Origin of the sequence: Alteromonas sp. B31-7 (assembly GCF_015767655.1) — a bacterium.
GTDB classification, from domain to species: Bacteria; Pseudomonadota; Gammaproteobacteria; order Enterobacterales; family Alteromonadaceae; genus Alteromonas; species Alteromonas australica.
In genome coordinates, this window is the sequence record NZ_CP065233.1 from 3,114,816 (window position 1) to 3,131,888 (window position 17,073).

The following is a 17,073-nucleotide window of genomic DNA, read 5'->3' on the forward strand; positions in this document are numbered from 1 at the left end:
GTTTTAGCGTAACAGCACCGAAGGCGCTTGGTTGAATTTTTCATAATTAGAAATAACTATTTCGTCGCCTTCATTCAGGCCACCTAAAATCTCTATTTCGCGCATACTGGTTGCCCCTATTTGAATAGCCACACGTTCAGCTACATCGCCATTCACTAAATAGGCCGTATGTCCCCCTGCCTGCAAGAAGCTACCTCGCGCCACCTTTAATACATCTGTTTTGTTTTCCAGCAGAATGCGAGCAGATACCTGCTGATTTTGGCGAATAGATTGCACACTGTTCTCAGGAAAGCGAACCCTTGCTGTGACTTGTCGTTCTACCACCTCTGGGGAAATAGAAACCAGAGTACCAAGTACCGTTTGCCCTCCCATGGTGAGCTCAACGTCCATGCCAATACCAAGATCACCGGCGTAGCTTTCGGCCACATTAAGCTGTGCTTCATAGGCGGAAAGGTCCACTAGTGTCATGAGTAATTCGTTTTTGGCAACCAGGGCATTGGGTTGAATACGCACATTCCCCACCACGCCAGACACAGTGGCCTTTATCTGCAAATTGGCCAATTGACGGGCTAGTTCTACTACCACGAGCTCCTGCCTAGCCACTTTCTCTTCGGTGGTTTTAAGCTCAAAAGCCAGGGTATCGGTTGCCAATTCAATTTCGGCAAGCGCATGCTTGTGGGTCACTTTCGCTCGCGCTAAATTATCTTGGGCCTCTTCAAAATCAATTTGGCTAATAAGGTGGTTTTGAATGGATAAGGACGCCCGTTTGTCTTCACGCATTGCTGCATCAAGTTCAACTTTTGCCAAATCTGCCTGCTTGTTAAGTAGTAACGTTTGACGCCTAACATCCAATTGCTGTCTGGCGAGATCGCTGCGTAAGCTTGCAAGTACCAGTTGCTCCTGTTTCAGGTTGCTTTGCAATTCAGGGGAGTCAACAATGGCCACAGTGTCTCCCACTTCAATAAAATCCCCGGGGGTCACTTTGAGTAACACATAGCCTTGCTCTGGGCTATAAACCTGCGGCGCGTTAGCGGCAATTATTTTACCCGTGGTCACAATATCTCGAACCAAGTCGCCCTTTGACACCGTGTGTACTTTTAATGAGGCTTTCGCTACAGAAATAGCCGCAGGAGGCGCAGAAACGGCCACGTACCCCATGCAGACAATGGCAATCACACACACGCTAAAAACTATCCAAGGCGTGCGGCGACGCTGCTGCTTTACCACGACATCTTGACTACTTGTATCCTTAATCATCGCGTTGCCCTATATCCCTTGTTTTTCGACATTGGCGAGAACCAAGCCAACAATCAAAACCAAAACTGGAAGACTTATGTAGTGAAAAAGCATCATCATCATGGTCTAGCCCTCTAAATAGTGAATAGGTTCGCTAACAGACATAGACCCTTGCTTACCTTGTTGCGAGTGAATGCAATCCAATTACACAAGAACACGTACGCTCATTAGCCGTTTTATTTTTCTTACAACGACTAATACGATTTACATGCCATAATTTAAAGCAATGATAAATAATGATTTTTTAAATGCAGGAAATAGAAAAGTGTCCGCAGCGGACACTTTTGACTGTCCGATTTAGAACAGTGTCCGCGGGATCATGCAGTGGGGTGTGTGAGAGATTAAGCGGTATAGAAAGTTAATTCGCGCAGGGTAAAGGCTAGGTAAACAGTTTCATAAACCAGCCTTTCTGCAAGTCTTCTTCGCAGGTTTTAAGTTGGGTTGCGTAACGCAAAGAACGTGCTTTTACTTTCGCTGCCACCTTTTTTAACCAAGGCTTTCTGTCATAACTTCTGCGTTTGTATCCCCCCCCAGCCTTCATGGTAATTCAGGTACTGCGCGTAGGCGTCCCATTTAGACACACCATTAACTTTTTGAGACTTATAGATAAACCAGCCCATAAAGTCGATAGCATCTTCAAAGTCGTCTCTATCTGCACCGCGATTTCCCGTTTCGCGAATATAATCTGCCCATGTTGGTGTTTTAGCTTGAGAGTAACCATAAGCAGAACTCACGCGGCCCCACGGAATTAAGCCAAAAAATACATAATCTCGGGGAGGCAAGGCATCATGTCTAAACGAACTTTCCTGATACATCATTGCCATTGGAATGTGAATAGGAACGCCCCATTTATCCCGTGCGTCAGCGGCAGCGTCGTACCAATCGTCTTTCTCGTAAAAAATTTCGCAAAGGTTACTAATGTCCTTAGGAGGCGTGGTGGCGCACCCAGCGATGAGCAGCGGAAAAACAACGACCAATGTCGCTAAAAAAAGAACCCACGGTTTGAACTTTTGATGCATGACTTGTCTTAATTAATGTTCTAGTAAAATGTGTGTTTCCCTGGAACCTTTCAATGCCTGACACTTGTCAGGCATTTTTTTTTGCTGGCGGTTCGTTAAAGTAATCACGAATAAAGCTATCGAAGTCTTTGCTATCTGCAGCTTCAACATCGGCTTGGGCATCAAGGGAAGCTTGTGAAGCGGCTTGAAAAGCGTTTGCGTCGGTATGGGTATAAGCATAGCCCGCCATCTCCGCTTTGTAACGCTCTGCAAGTTCTAACCCGAATACACTATTATCTTTGTCGTCTTTAAGCAATGCATTCAATAGCACGCCTGATGGCGTTTTAGCTGGGTCTATTACTTTTTGCCATTCTTCGTCTACCGCTGCCATGTATTTATCGGTTTCATTAGCGGTATCGAGTAAAGCGGCTACTTGCTTAAATTGTGCGAACAAGGTTTCACACCAAGCGGGTAAGCTTATCTCCTCCCCACCTTGAAGCAGCTTTAACTCTGGGTTTCGCCCTTCCAATACCACTTTGTTCATATTGTCTTTTGCTTCAGTCAGCTGGGACTCATCAAGCGCTTCACTTGGCATAAGAAGACAGCTGAGTAAAAACACATCAAGAAAATGAAACTGACTTTCACTAATTCCAATAGCAGAAAACGGATTAACATCTAACGCCCGCACTTCAATATAATTGATGCCCCGCTTTACTAATGCATCAGTGGGCTTTTCCATAGACTGAGTGGGTTGCTTAGGGCGAATAGGAGAATAAAGCTCGTTCTCTATTTGCAATATATTGCGGCTTAACTGCTGATAATTACCCTCTTCTCCTGCAGCAAACTGACTAAAGCGAGAAGAAGGTGTCCCCATCGCTTCACGAAGTAAGGCAACATAATTATCGAGTTTGTTATAACAGATTTTTAGCGATGATTGTTCGGCGCTGGTGTACCCTAAATCGCTCATTCTCAATGAAGTAGCATAGGGCATGTAGTAAGTGCCTTGACCCACTTTTTTAAACGGAAGCCCGTGACTTTTACCCGCGAGAAATGAGCCACACAATGCGGGTGAAGCACCGTATAGATAAGGAATAAGCCAGCAAAAACGGCGATAGTTTCTAATTAACGAAAAATAGTCTTCTGATGTCTGTTCCTGACTATGATCTTTTCCATTAAGTTGCGCCCATAATGCCCAAAATGAATCGGGAAATGAAAAATTAAAATGTACGCCAGCAATAGCTTGCATCATACTGCCATACCGGTTCTTAAGTCCTACTCGGTACACCCGCTTCATTTTACCCACGTTTGACTCACCAAAATAGGCAATGGGTATTTGCGACTCATCTTCAATAAAACACGGCATACTCAGGGGCCATATTTGCTCCCCATCAATATTATCGATAGTAAACCTGTGAATGTCTTTTAATTGGGCGATAGTATCTTCAGCACGGCTTTCTGGCGGTGTAATAAACTCAAGTAACGACTCTGAGAAATCTGTGGTAATCGACTCGTGAGTTAGTGCCGCACCTAACGCTTTTGGGTGTGGCGCTTGTGACAACTCACCATTGCTTTTTATTCGCAGCGCTTCACGCTCAACGCCTCGCTTTATTTGCTTGAGAGAAGATAAAAATTCAGGTGATTTAAGCGCATTCAGGCGCTCGTCGAAACAAGATGAGTTTACTGTCAATGTTCAAGTCCATAGCGTAGTTGTTCCCCCGTTATGGGGGAACAGCAAATTAAAATCAAGTGGAAGCGATTAACCTAATGCGAATTAAGTATTAGTTTAGCGCTTCTTTGTGGTTCGCCTCTACCGATAATTCAATTATCGGCATGCCAAGTGATTGCAGTTGGGGCAGTAACGATGCTTTATCTCCCACTACAATGATTTGCATTTTATCGTCTATCAGGTAGCGCGATGCCAATGCTTTAATCTCATCTTTGGTTATGCTTTGAATAATGCGAACTTGTTCTTTTCGGTAATCTTTAGACAAGTTATAATTTTGTAGCTGGCGAAGAAACCTTGCCTTACTGGTGGGGGTCTCAAACTCTAGCGCGTCACTTAGCGTAAACGCATTGCGCATAAATTTAAGCTCATCGTCAGTTGGCCCCTGCTCAATATAGTTTTCTATTTCGGCAAACATCTCGTTAATGGCGACTTGGGTTTGATCTGCGGTTACATCCGCACTCACTTCAAACCACCCCAAGGTTTTCCCACCTAAAAAGGCACTATTAGCCCCATAAGTGATGCCCTTGTCTTCTCGAAGATTAAGGTTAATTCGGCTATTAAACCCGCCTCCCAATGGGAAGTTCATCAGTCTGGCTTTAAAATAGTCGCCCGTGGCGTCGTAGGCGAGCGCCCGTTGAACCACATAAACAATGGATTGCACCGCTGAGGGGCTGTCGACTAAGAAAATGTTGCGCGTATCGTATTCTGGAAACGCTTTGTAGTCTTCGAAACTGTATTCAGGCCCTTGCCATTGGCCAATAAATGCAAGGTTTTTCATTACCTGTTGTTGGGGTAAATTGCCAACCACGACCACGCTGGCCTTACTGGGAGAGTAGTACTTAGCGTAGAAGTCTTTGACATCATCTAATGTAATGCTTTGGATAGAAGCAATGGTGCCTTCATCAGGTAAACTTACCCGGTTGTGGCCGCCAAAGAGCACCAAATCCCGCGCCCGTCTTGCCAAACTTGATGGGGTTTTAGCTTGTTGCTGAAGACCCTGAATCACCCGCTCTTTCATGCGTGCGAAATCCTCGGGCAAAAATGCTGGGGAAAAGAGCTTTTCTTTCAATAAGCTTAACGTTGGCTCAATGTTTTTGGTTAACGAGGAAATGTACACTTGCGAGTAGCGTCCGGCTGAACTGAAACGAATAGAGCTACCAAGTTTTGCCAACGCATTTGCTAACTCTTCGTTGCTGGAGTTTTGTGTGGTTTCGTTCATGAGAAGCGCCGTTAAATAGGCAACACCCTCTTTGCCTTTCGGATCGAGTAGCATCCCACCATCCATGCTTATTGTCATGGTCAGCGTGGGCGTTTCATCCATAGTGACACCTAACACGTCCATGCCATTACCTAGCTTTGATTGCCAATAGTCGGGTACATTCACCACAGGAACATCACCCGCTTCAGGTGCTATGGTTCTGTCGAAACTTGATTCAGGGGTTGTCAGGTTACTAAGCTGATCTTCTGTGGTTTCCCTAGGCTCAGGAAGTGTTCTTACCGGGCGCTGGAAATTGGGCTTCGCGGCTTCAAGCTGCGGCTGCCCTTGAGGTACCACACTTAATACGACGCTATTGGCGTCTTTAATGTATTTTTTGTATACACGCATAACATCGTCGGCCGTTACTGCGTTGTACCTTGCAATGTCTTCAGACACCAAATCTGCTTTTTGGTGAAAGGTTTCGTTTGAAGCAAGGGTTGAAACTTTGCCTGCGACACTTTGTAAGCCAAACACTGTTGACGCTTCAATACTGCCCTTTGTACGCGCAAGGTCGTCAGCTTTCACACCCCGTTGTTCAAACTCAGCCAAGGTGATGTTAATGACCTTTCTTAAGTCGCTCAATGCAGATATTTTTGCTGGGTTGGCGAGTGCGAGTAACTGGAATTCACAAGCCAGCTCTCGACAAGGGTGAGAAACAACCGCTTGCACCGCTAAACCTTCTTTCACTAGGTTTTTGTAAAACAAGGAGGTTTTTCCACCACCGAGAATATCGGCTAGCACATCAAGGGGAGCTTCGTCTGGATGACGAGCATATACCGTAGGAAACGTAATTTGCAGTAACGGAAGATGCACTTTATCTTCTAGGGTCATATACCGCGTTTCCGGTAACGTCACCGGCTGAGGTTCAGGTTCTTCTACTGCTGGTCCACGGGGGATTTCACCGAAATATTTTTCAATCCACGCTTTTGTTTTGGCCACATCAATGTCGCCACCGATGGTAAGCACAGCGTTATTTGGGCCATACCAACGCTTAAAGAATGCTTTTAGGTCGTTAACATTCACTCTGTCTAGGTCTTCTACGTAACCGATGGTCATCCAAGAATAGGGGTGCCCTTCAGGGTACATAGCTTCACCGTTAAGTTCGTGTCTTAGTCCATAAGGTTGGTTGTCGACACGTTGCGCACGTTCGTTTTTAACGGTCTCACGTTGGTTCTCAAACTTGGTTTGATTTACCGCTTCTAACAAGTACCCCATGCGGTCTGACTCTAACCACAATACTTTTTCAAGTTGGTTTGCCGGTACTGTTTCGTAATAATTCGTACGGTCGGTATTGGTAGAACCATTTAGGCTGCCACCTGCATCAGTGATTATTTTGAAGTGCTGTTCATCGGCGACGTGCTTAGAGCCTTGAAACATCATGTGCTCAAAGAAATGGGCAAAGCCAGATTTCCCCACCTCTTCTCTGGCAGACCCCACATGATAAGTCACATCAACATGCACTAGGGGGTCTGAATGGTCTTCATGTAAAATAACCGTAAGGCCATTATCTAATTGATACTTTTCATAGGCGATAGTCACTGCCGTGGTGTCTTTTTCGCCCTTGTCGCCCTTTTTATCACTTGTGTTTTGACAAGCTGCCAAACTACAAAAAACAATAAACACGGTGAAAATACGTGTAGCCCGCATTACTGACATGCTTCATCCTTCTATGGTACGTCTAGTGTGTGACGCTTCGACACACGCTTTTTTAGTCGTTTTAGCCCGACAATTCACCGAAGATTACCAGACTTTTTAGCGCTTTACTTGTATTGGCTTGCTATGATTCTATTAATTTGTGCATTTCTGAAATACACTTAACGCATCACAGTTTAAAGGAACACACATGGATCAGTCGGCAACAGTCTTAGATATTGAATTCGGAATGTCTCAGCTTAGTGGTAATAAAACACTGTTGTTAACCTTACTAAATAAGTTTTCAGACGAATATCGTGGTTTAGACGATGATTTACAGTCATTCATGAAAACGAGTGAGTTTGATAAAGCGTATTCGCTGGTACATACCCTTAAGGGTGTAACAGGCAACCTGGGGCTTTTCGCACTGCACAATGCTAGCAAAGCCGTGGAAAGCAGCGTAAGGAATGAAAAAACCTTGCCGTCAGGTTACCCTGAGTTTATTGCATTATTAAACGAAACACTGGCCGCCATTGCAGCACTTTCATCCGATGCGGTGAAAGAAGAAAAGCCTGCAGTAGACAGCGCGGTGGCCTCACAAGCCAAAGCCCAGCTTATTGCTGCACTTAGAGCCAGCGAGTTCATCTCACAATCGAAGCTAGACGAGTGGTTGGATGCCTTAGCGCTACCTGCAGACACGCGCCAAGCAGTGGAAGATGCGGTAGACGAACTAGACTACGAAGAAGCCATTGAACATTTAGAAAAATAGAGCCTGCAATGATTCCAATATTGTTTGACGATGAAAATATCCTCATCGTCAACAAGCCTGCTGGCGTGGCAATGCACGACAGTGATGCTCTCCCCTCTCATCACCCAGACCAGCCGCCCAAGGGCATCGTCAGCTTACTTAGAGAGCAAACCTCGTTAGATAAGCTGTTTCTGTGTCACCGACTAGATACTGGGACGTCAGGCTGCTTATGCTTAGCCAAAAATGACGTTACCGCCGCCGAAATTGGGGCGCTTTTTGCTGAACGCAGAGTAAGTAAGTACTACTTAGCGTTAAGCAATAACAAGCCCAAGAAGAAGCAAGGTACTGTGATTGGCGATATGAAAAATCGCCGTAACGGGCAGCACATTTTATTAAAAACCACCGATAACCCTGCAATTACTCAGTTTTTTAGCCAGTCTGCTAGACCGGGTTTACGGGGTTTTATTGTGAAACCCTATTCAGGAAAAACTCACCAAATACGCGTGGCGTTAAAAAGTTTAGGAGCTCCCATTCTTGGTGATACTCTGTATGGCGACAAAGGGCAAAATAGCCACGCTGACCGTCTATATTTGCACGCTGCGGTTTTAACGCTGCCATTAAAAACACAAACAATCAGAGTAGAGGCACCGCTTTGCCAAGGTAGCGAATTTGATGACGAGCAGGTAAAAACTTGGCTAGCTTCGGTGAGTCAGCCAGAGCAACTTCCTTGGCCAGTGGTGCCTGATAAATACCAGCACATCAGTGAAAAGCCTGCGTTTACATCATTAAACAAAAACAATGACGAGCATTAACCCTACCCTACATATTGTTGGCGCCGGCGCCATTGGCAGTTTGCTAGCGGCAGGTGCCCAGCGACAACACCTTGCCTACCAACGATATCCACGAACCATGGCGAATATTCCTCATTACGCTAGGTGGCTAGATAACAGCAAGGTGCCTTTATCAATGCAAACAGCACAAGCCAATGTGCTGGCAAAAAACGACGTATTGGTGCTTCCTTTGAAGGTGTATCAGCTGGAATCGGCATTGTCCTATTGGCGGCCTTATTTGGTTCATTCCCCTGCCCTCGTTTTGTTGCACAACGGCATGGGCGGTTGGGAAATAGCCCAGCAGATATTAGGCCCGCATTATCCACTGTTATTGGCCACCACAAGCCACGGTGCATTCAAACAAATAGACGATAAGGGCAAAGCCTTTATTACCTATTCTGGACAAGGTAGCACGCAAATTGGTGCGCCCAATAAAGGCAACCGTCTTTCCCCACTACTCTCCGACGCAATAAACCTTTTGCACAACGCATTCCCCCCTGTTTCTACGCCAGACAATATTGTGCACGCCCTATGGCAAAAGCTCTCCGTCAATATGGTGATTAACCCGCTCACCGCACTTAATCATATTCAGAATAAACACATATTGGACAGTCAATTTAGCGATGTTCGCCGCGCGCTTTGTAAAGAGTTTGTAGACGTCGCCAATGCCTGCGGGCTTGTCTTTAATGAAACCAAGGTTCATGAACACGTATTAGCCGTTGCCAAAGCAACCGGTGAAAACTACTCAAGTATGCATCAAGACGTGCTTCACGGTAGGCCAACGGAAATAGACGCCATTAATGGGTATATTGTGGAAATGGCAAAGAAAAAGGGTATTCACGTTCCCGTGAATACCCTTATGGTAGAGCGTATTAAGGCGTTAAATCTTTAAAGACTTAGCGCCTAAACGTTTATCGATAATGGCCAAAGCCTACGCTTACTAACCCTCTTACTCGCCCGCTTCTTGCGCGTCTTTCGGCGCTTGAGGCTTCATGTGTGGGAACAAGATAACGTCTTTAATCGTTGAGCTATCAGTAAATAGCATAGCTAAACGGTCGATACCAATGCCTTCACCCGCTGTTGGCGGTAAGCCGTACTCAAGTGCACGAATATAGTCATCGTCAAAGTGCATGGCTTCATCATCGCCCGCGTCTTTTTCTTCAACTTGCTTTGCAAAACGTTCAGCTTGGTCTTCTGGGTCGTTAAGCTCACTAAAGCCGTTGGCTAATTCACGTCCGCCTACGAAGAACTCGAAACGGTCGGTAATGAACGGGTTGTTGTCATTACGACGTGCCAGCGGCGATACTTCCCACGGATATTCAGTGATAAACGTAGGTTGTTCAAGCTTCTCTTCAGCTGTTGCTTCGAAGATTTCACACAGGTATTTACCCGCGCCCCAAATACCGTCAACTTCAGGCTCTTTAATATGAAGCTGCTTTGCCATCGCTTTAAGCGAATCTAGGTTCGCCTCTGGATCGCGAATGGCCGCTTCGTCAGCTTCAGGCCAGTATTTAAGAATCGCCTCGCCCATGCTCAAACGGTCGAACGGCTTACCAAAGTCATACTCTACTTCAGACGTTACGTTACCTTCAGCGTCTTTCGTTGTGTTCTTGATAATGCTGGTACCAAGAATGTCTTCCGCTAACGTGCGCAGCATATCTTCGGTAAGGTTCATCAGGTCGTTGTAGTCTGCATACGCTTGGTAGAATTCAAGCATAGTAAACTCAGGGTTATGACGGGTTGATAAGCCTTCGTTGCGGAAGTTTCGGTTAATTTCGAACACACGCTCAAAGCCACCAACAACCAAACGCTTAAGGTAAAGCTCTGGCGCAATACGCAGGTACATGTCGATATCTAGCGCATTGTGGTGAGTGACAAACGGCTTCGCCGTCGCGCCACCTGGAATAACCTGTAGCATTGGCGTTTCTACTTCTAGGTAGTCACGTTCGGTCAGGTAATTGCGAATACCGTTTACGATTTTGCTACGGATCATGAACGTTTTGCGCGTTTGTTCACTTGTGATCAAGTCAACATAACGCTGGCGATATTTAGTTTCCTGGTCGCTCAAACCGTGAAATTTTTCTGGCAACGGGCGAAGTGCTTTGGTTAACAGCTCGTATTGTTCCATGTTTACGTAAAGGTCGCCTTTACCTGACTTGTGCAGGTCGCCCGCTACGCCAATGATGTCACCAATATCTAGCGCACCATATTTTGCTTTAAGTGCTTTTTGCGTGTCTTTATCAGCGTAAGCTTGAATACGGCCTGTCATGTCTTGAAGCAACATGAAAGGACCACGCTTTGCCATAATACGGCCAGCAATGCTTACCTTGTTGCCCTGCTCTTGCAAGGTTTCTTTGTCGAATTCACCGAACTTAGCTTGCAGCTCATCCGCATAGTTTTCACGACGGAAGCTGTTTGGGAAACCGTTGGCACGGCACTGCTCGCGAATAGCGCTCAATTTGGCACGGCGCTCTGCAATCAATTTGTTATCGTCTGTTTGTTGGTCAGTCATAACCTTTCACTTCGTTGTTCGGTTTACAGCCCAGATTTTAGGCTAGCTTCAATAAATTTGTCCAAGTCGCCATCTAGCACGGCTTGAGTGTTACGCGTTTCCACGCCGGTGCGCAAATCTTTAATGCGAGAGTCATCCAATACATACGAACGTATCTGACTTCCCCAGCCGATATCTGACTTGCTGTCTTCCATCGCTTGTTTTTCAGCGTTTTGTTTTTGCAGTTCAAACTCATAAAGTTTTGCTTTTAACTGCTTCATCGCCTGATCTTTGTTTTTGTGCTGCGAGCGATCGTTCTGACACTGCACCACAATGCCCGTTGGCTCGTGGGTAATACGTACCGCAGAGTCGGTTCTGTTTACGTGCTGTCCACCTGCGCCCGATGCGCGATAGGTATCTATACGTAAGTCAGACGGGTTAATGTCAATATCAATATCATCGTCAATTTCTGGGTATACAAACGCCGATGAGAACGACGTATGACGGCGGTTACCCGAGTCAAACGGTGACTTACGAACCAAACGGTGCACGCCCGTTTCTGTACGAAGCCAACCAAACGCGTACTCACCCTGAATACGCAGGGTCGCACTTTTTATACCGGCCACATCACCGTCTGATACTTCAATCAGCTCAGTTTTAAAGCCATGGGCTTCGCCCCAACGCAAATACATACGTAGCAGCATATTGGCCCAATCTTGCGCCTCTGTACCGCCAGAGCCCGACTGAATATCAATATAGCAGTCGTTTTCATCATTCGGGCCAGAAAACATACGGCGAAACTCAAGCACCTCTAGTTGTTCAATTAAGCCTTCAAGTTCACTTTGGGCCTCAACGAATGTATCTTCGTCTTCAGCCTCTACCGCCAACTCCACAAGACCTTCAACGTCTTCTGTGCCTTGGTCGAGTTTATGGATCGTTTCAACGATTTGCTCTAGGGCTACTTTCTCTTTGCCAAGTGCCTGCGCTCTGTCTGGCTCGTTCCAAACGTCAGGGCTTTCTAATTCTCGGCTAACTTCTTCTAAACGCTCTGACTTTGCATCAAAGTCAAAGATACCCCCTAAGCGCATCGGTGCGCTCGCGGATATCTTTTATCGCATTCGTAACGGGGTTTATTTCAAACATAGTCCGCTTATTTCGTTAAAAATTTAAGACCGCGGATAGTACCGAATTTGAAGGAATTTTGATAGGGGTTGGCGCAAATATTGCGGCACTTAAAACGTTTGATAGTTCGCATCGGCCCTGAGCCACTGGATGACACTTTCCTCTAATGCCTCAACGGATTGCACTTTATTGAGGATTAAATCGCTTGTGCCCCGTGTTTGCATGTTTGTCTTAATATAAGCATCCCTTAAAAACTCATTATATTTGACCAGATACTGTTTTATATTCTGACTTGAGTCTAAACCTGACTGCGCTATATTTCTCTGAATAACGCGAGAAAGGCAGATTTCTAAAGGCATATCCAGCAGTACAACTTTGTCTATTAGCGCGGAAATAGGTTCCCTGCATTTTCCAAACGGTTCTTCTACAAAAATGTATTCAGCTTCAGAACGAGATACCAATTCCAGTAATGCTTTATCCATTCGAGGCGTTTCAACATCTAAGACATTTGCACCGTTAGTCACCCATTTTTTGATGTCTTTTGGATAAGTGTGATCATCTACAAAATCGTCGAAGAGAACAGAGGGGCACGACAGAGAATGAGATAACGTTTTAACGAGTGACGTTTTTCCGCTTCCAGATATACCGCTTATTGCTACTACTTTCATCGATTAAATTTTGCCATTTACGTGAAATCTAAGTGCGAACTAACGTTGAGCTAAGAGGGGTGGATACGTGGGGCATAATCGCAAAGCCGCCCCGTTTATTGGCGTAATTTACTGGCTGTTATTGATATGTCGCTTTTCTACGTTGTTACGCAATAACCATTTTCGATACCTCTATCGTAAAACCGATTAAGGCCAAAACCAGACCAACGCCCCCAATAGCATTTCCTCTACCAAGAACAACTCCAAGTCTTACGAATATTTTACTAATATAGATAATCAGCCCGAGAAATACGGTAAATATCGTAAATGCTATGTTTGCGATAAAGCTCATCGAGGGTTCCCAGATTGAGACTACAGCGACAGAAATAACCCAAACGAAAATATAAGAACCTGTAGCTATCCAATGCCAGTCTTGTCTCGTTCCCGGTCTACGTACGAATTGAAACTGAATTCTTTCAAAGAAGACTTTGACGCTTTCCGACAGCTTCGGTAAATAAAGCTCGATCGTAACCAGCAATAAACCGATTGTTTGAATTGTAAATCCAACCCAATGTATTACGTTATCAGCCAAAATATATAACCTCTTACTATGTCGTTTTAACAATCAATATCGTTCACAACATTGGTGTCAAACGATTGGCGACGTAACGCCTTGTTTAATGTGTAGCAACCCATGGGCTAAAATAGGAAAGAAGTGACAGATGCCCACCTGTAATGCCCAGCTTACTTGGTTTGTTAAACCCTACTACTTTGCCAACGCCTGTATTTTTGATACGACTAGTTCTGGATCTGAAATATGTAAATGGTGCTTTTCTGATTCCGAATAGATGATTTCGACATCAGCTGAAAGTGAGTTGAAATAGTCTTCTGCACCCTGTTCTAATGATTCCATTTTTTCCGCAATGACGTCAGGAACAAAAGGAGGATCGTAGGGCTCTTCAGATTGTTTTGAGCGAATGACGATAATGGGCTTAGCGTCAAAATCGTTGGAGCCTGATAGTTGTTGGTAGCTTTTCATATGATCGACATTTTCCGGCACACGTTCGAACATTGGGTTTAAAACACTTTGTTCAAATTCCATATAACGTTTTAACGCTTCGTTATCGGTTTCAAAACCTTGAGGCCAACGAGTTCCCATTGTGTAAAAGTACCCAAGAGTAGGAGGAGCGATAAACACAGCACCCAATACTTCATCTGGGTAAAGGTTATTGTAAGCAGTAATAATATACGAGGCGTAAGAGCCTCCGGCAAAATAGTATGGCGGATGTATGTTTGCAGCAGATAAAAGAGCACGAAGGCGTTTAGCGTTATCGTTAATGGTAAAAGGAACTGGCCCTTTTTCGCTTTTACCCAAACCAGAACGATCATACAGACAGATACTATAGTGGCCTTTGAGCTCTTTAATATTATTCAACCAGACCCCATCAGAGCCAGAACGACCGAACCCTTGTTCAAGTATTAATTTTGGTTTGTCGTTTTCATAGCATTCCAAATAGAGACTAAAGCCTCCGACATCGTACATTCCAGATTTGGTTGGGATCAGTTCATCGGCCGAGACCCCATGGCTAAGCAGTATTAGACATATAGATAATAATTTGTGAAACATCGTGATTCCTTTCTCTTGGGTTTAACGCCCGCAGTCGCGGCTGGTTTGGAGCGATAAAGAAGCGGAAAGGCGTTCCAACAACCTGCGTTTGTTATGCCTTTGCTTTAAGCTCATCTATGGCCTTGAATAGTGCAATTCTGTTTTTTGATGATTTTATCCATGGTATATCCACATTCAACACAAGATGCTCGGACTTTATCTTCCCCGAGAGGAATAACTACAGCTTTACTTGAGCATTTAGGACAAGCAATCAAAACCGGGTCAGCTTATGTAGGTTTGCTAATTGTAAACCTATGCTCTCGCCCATCTTCAAATCGAATATTACTCATTGTTCCGTCGGTGCATAACGTTAAGCTAAGGGGTGCAGATGCGTGGGGCATAATGGCGAAGCCACCCCGCGTGTATGCGTTCCAGCCCGCACAGCGGGCGAACTTCATTTTTTGTTATACACAACTTAATTCGAAGAACTGCTTTCTTGTTGCAAAAAGAGCAGGATTTTTTCTAGAGAGTAGAAAAATAACTGCAAAACTACATTTAAGCCAACAATGATAGCCCCCCAAATAAAGCCATCCTGACTTGAATGGTAATCAAGACCTAGTTCTGAGTGATTACGAATATTTGAATCTATCAGTGCCCAGTTAGCCAATAAAGCAATAATTAAAAAAACAAACAGCCAAAATGATGAAAGAAGTTTGTATCGCTTAACAATTTTTTTGATATTTTCTTCTGTCACGTAGAGTCCCTCCTTGGTATAACGCCCGCCTAACACCCAATGTGTTGGCATGGCTTTTTGCGTTGTTTGCCAAAACCATGACAACAAACATTGTCGTAGTTGAGGTGCGTGTATGGATAATAACTCATGTAAATCATCCTGATTTTAATCAGTGTGAGGTAAAGTGAGACCCAGGCTTTAGCAGCAACTAAAGCTTTCTTTTGTGGTAGTTCGATTGAGCGATGGCTCCTCAGTTGAGAGACCGATAACAAGAAAGAACACCACAAAGGACTCCAAGCTCCACACTCGAATAGTCTACTGGGTCTCGATTGCACCGGTCACCGGACCGCATTATGCAAGCAAGAGTTAGCTTAGTATGAATACAAAAACAAAGCAAAACGTTAGCGTCGGTGTTGATACGGGTAAGTTTCAGTTGGATATTTATATCCGCCCACTCGACATATATTTCACCGTCAATAATGATGAAAAAGGCATTAAAGAAGCCGTTAGAACAATCAAGAAATATTCACCCGGTCGTATCGTTATAGAGGCCACTGGTCGTCTTGAAATGCCTTTTATCATGGCATGTGCAAGCGCTAATTTACCCTTTGTTATTGCGAATCCTATCCACGTAAAACGCTTTGCCGGAGCGTTAGGCCAGCGAGCAAATACTGATAAGCTCGATGCGCAATTATTTGCGCATTATGGTGAAGCCATTCAACCCAATCTCTCTCAGCTAAAGCCAGAAGCGATGCAGGCTATGAGTGATTTAGTCGCAAGAAGAAATTAATTGTTGGTCATGCAAACAAGGTAGGAAACGTTTTAAATTTTTCTTGCACTGGCAAATTACCAGCAATGCTTACTATTTCTCTATTCACCGCTGCGCCGAGTGGAAAGAACGTCGTGAATTGATGGGGCACATTCAATAACTCTGCAAGATCATCTACTTTTTCACGAACTTGAAAGACGCGTAATAAAGCACCGTATTGCTTATGTTTATGCGTATATTGCGCATAACCAGTTCCATTCTCTGATAACGGAATCTCAACTATGTCACCCATTTTTGGACGTTTACTCATAACTTCCTTGGAGGCTAACGCCCGCGTAATAGGCGAGCGGTAGCGAGTCCAGCCCACGTTTTTTGTGGGCGATTTTTAATGTGCTTGTTATGCATTTTCAGGTGGATGCTCCTCATATTGTGGAACGCCCTCTGGAATTACTTCCCAACTTGCTTTGGAGCCCACAAAAATGTGGCGTCCAATTTCTATTTCTGGGTCTTCGTTAAGACAACCCAACGTTACTCCGTGAACTTCACCTTGGTAAACACCACATAAAGTAGAACCACATTTCTTGCAAAACTGTAAACCGAAACCGTGTTCACCAACATAAGAAGTCAAAAACTCCGCACCAGAAACCCATTGAAATTCGGAGGGATCTACGAGCGCGTAAGCTGATGCTTGAGAACTAAAAGCTTTCCTACAGCGAGAACAGTGGCATGATCTAGCATCAAGAAGTTTACCGTTTATTTCGTATTTAATTTCACCACAAAAACACTCACCGCTTAAGTTCATTAAATTCTCCATGGTGCATAACGCTGTTTGAAGCGGCTAAAGAAAGCTGGCTATACTGAGCGAAGCGAACAGCCAGCTTTCTTTAGCCGCCTTGAAACCCCTTGTTATGTGTTGGACTCTTCGCTAGTACTCATTAGAACCAAGCGGAACTCACCAAAGTTTTTACCAAGAATAAGCTTAAATGGAATGATTGAAATTCCTAGGCCGATTAAGAAGCCAATGGGTTGAACAATTAACTTAATCGTATCTGTAGAGGCACCAAGCATACCTAGAATAAAACCTAAAACACCACCGGCAATAGCGCCAATAATAACAGCTCCAATAATTGCTATGATGTTCCGCCAAATATATGACCACCAAATCCGAGCGGCTCGTTTCCATGTTATTTCTAATTCCATTTAATACTCCTTAGTTT

At 44.6% G+C, this 17,073-nt stretch carries 15 protein-coding genes and 2 pseudogenes; 4 read left to right on the forward strand and 13 right to left on the reverse strand.

What is annotated here, in order from left to right; genetic code table 11:
• Window positions 1-3: 3 nt before the first annotated feature.
• The 4 genes and pseudogenes from IUA53_RS13480 to IUA53_RS13495 form a co-directional block, all read right to left on the reverse strand.
• A complete protein-coding gene (locus IUA53_RS13480; RefSeq protein WP_196897267.1) occupies window positions 4-1,257 on the reverse strand; it encodes an efflux RND transporter periplasmic adaptor subunit in 1,254 nt (417 codons plus the stop codon).
• A gap of 418 nt (window positions 1,258-1,675) precedes the next feature.
• Window positions 1,676-2,315 (reverse strand): annotated as a pseudogene (locus IUA53_RS13485) (transglycosylase SLT domain-containing protein).
• Window positions 2,316-2,382: 67 nt separating this feature from the next.
• Window positions 2,383-3,981, reverse strand: coding sequence for a glutamate--cysteine ligase (gene gshA / locus IUA53_RS13490; protein WP_196897268.1), 1,599 nt, complete (start codon window positions 3,979-3,981; stop codon window positions 2,383-2,385).
• A 91-nt stretch (window positions 3,982-4,072) separates the two neighbouring features.
• The gene (locus tag IUA53_RS13495; protein ID WP_196899547.1) at window positions 4,073-6,925 is read right to left on the reverse strand and encodes a M16 family metallopeptidase; all 2,853 of its coding nucleotides are present in this window, start codon (window positions 6,923-6,925) and stop codon (window positions 4,073-4,075) included.
• A gap of 196 nt (window positions 6,926-7,121) precedes the next feature.
• On the opposite strand from IUA53_RS13495, the gene IUA53_RS13500 reads away from it, so the two are divergent.
• From IUA53_RS13500 to IUA53_RS13510, 3 genes are read left to right on the forward strand one after another with little or no spacing between them, the layout of a single operon-like run.
• Window positions 7,122-7,679 carry an Hpt domain-containing protein gene (locus tag IUA53_RS13500; protein WP_044056486.1) on the forward strand — a complete coding sequence of 186 codons (558 nt, stop codon included), beginning with the start codon at window positions 7,122-7,124 and terminating at the stop codon, window positions 7,677-7,679.
• 8 nt (window positions 7,680-7,687) lie between these two features.
• On the forward strand, window positions 7,688-8,470 hold the full coding sequence (locus tag IUA53_RS13505; RefSeq protein ID WP_231401159.1) for a pseudouridine synthase: 783 nt from the start codon (window positions 7,688-7,690) through the stop codon (window positions 8,468-8,470).
• Window positions 8,457-9,380, forward strand: coding sequence for a ketopantoate reductase family protein (locus IUA53_RS13510; RefSeq protein ID WP_196897269.1), 924 nt, complete (start codon window positions 8,457-8,459; stop codon window positions 9,378-9,380). Before IUA53_RS13505 ends, IUA53_RS13510 begins: the two co-directional genes overlap by 14 nt.
• 57 nt (window positions 9,381-9,437) lie before the next feature.
• Here the strand turns inward: IUA53_RS13510 and lysS are convergent, their stop codons facing one another.
• The 6 genes from lysS to IUA53_RS13540 form a co-directional block, all read right to left on the reverse strand.
• Entirely contained in the window at window positions 9,438-11,000 is a 1,563-nt protein-coding gene (gene lysS / locus IUA53_RS13515; RefSeq protein ID WP_044056484.1) for a lysine--tRNA ligase, read from the reverse strand.
• A 23-nt stretch (window positions 11,001-11,023) separates the two neighbouring features.
• Window positions 11,024-12,122, reverse strand: a protein-coding gene (gene prfB, locus IUA53_RS13520) for a peptide chain release factor 2 (RefSeq protein ID WP_141153572.1) whose coding sequence is annotated in 2 segments (ribosomal slippage) — window positions 11,024-12,046 and window positions 12,048-12,122 — 1,098 coding nt in all. Because the reading frame shifts where the segments join, the coding sequence is not laid out codon by codon here.
• A gap of 89 nt (window positions 12,123-12,211) precedes the next feature.
• Window positions 12,212-12,769, reverse strand: a complete 558-nt coding sequence (locus tag IUA53_RS13525) for an AAA family ATPase (protein ID WP_196897270.1) — start codon at window positions 12,767-12,769, stop codon at window positions 12,212-12,214.
• Between the two features lie 145 nt (window positions 12,770-12,914).
• On the reverse strand, window positions 12,915-13,340 hold the full coding sequence (locus IUA53_RS13530) for a hypothetical protein (protein WP_196897271.1): 426 nt from the start codon (window positions 13,338-13,340) through the stop codon (window positions 12,915-12,917).
• A gap of 174 nt (window positions 13,341-13,514) precedes the next feature.
• Window positions 13,515-14,375, reverse strand: coding sequence for an alpha/beta fold hydrolase (locus tag IUA53_RS13535; protein ID WP_196897272.1), 861 nt, complete (start codon window positions 14,373-14,375; stop codon window positions 13,515-13,517).
• 454 nt (window positions 14,376-14,829) lie between these two features.
• A complete protein-coding gene (locus IUA53_RS13540; protein WP_196897273.1) occupies window positions 14,830-15,108 on the reverse strand; it encodes a hypothetical protein in 279 nt (92 codons plus the stop codon).
• Window positions 15,109-15,463: 355 nt separating this feature from the next.
• On the opposite strand from IUA53_RS13540, the pseudogene IUA53_RS13545 reads away from it, so the two are divergent.
• Window positions 15,464-15,874 (forward strand): annotated as a pseudogene (locus IUA53_RS13545) (IS110 family transposase); the annotation flags it as partial.
• A 10-nt stretch (window positions 15,875-15,884) separates the two neighbouring features.
• Here IUA53_RS13545 and IUA53_RS13550 read toward each other — a convergent pair.
• From IUA53_RS13550 to IUA53_RS13560, 3 genes are all read right to left on the reverse strand, one after another.
• A complete protein-coding gene (locus IUA53_RS13550; RefSeq protein ID WP_196897274.1) occupies window positions 15,885-16,166 on the reverse strand; it encodes a hypothetical protein in 282 nt (93 codons plus the stop codon).
• Between the two features lie 87 nt (window positions 16,167-16,253).
• Window positions 16,254-16,658: a GFA family protein gene (locus tag IUA53_RS13555; protein WP_196897275.1), complete on the reverse strand. Its 405-nt coding sequence runs from the start codon at window positions 16,656-16,658 to the stop codon at window positions 16,254-16,256.
• A 104-nt stretch (window positions 16,659-16,762) separates the two neighbouring features.
• Window positions 16,763-17,056 (reverse strand): hypothetical protein, encoded by a 294-nt coding sequence (locus tag IUA53_RS13560; RefSeq protein ID WP_044446583.1) that lies wholly within the window; start codon window positions 17,054-17,056, stop codon window positions 16,763-16,765.
• Between the last annotated feature and the right edge of the window lie 17 nt (window positions 17,057-17,073).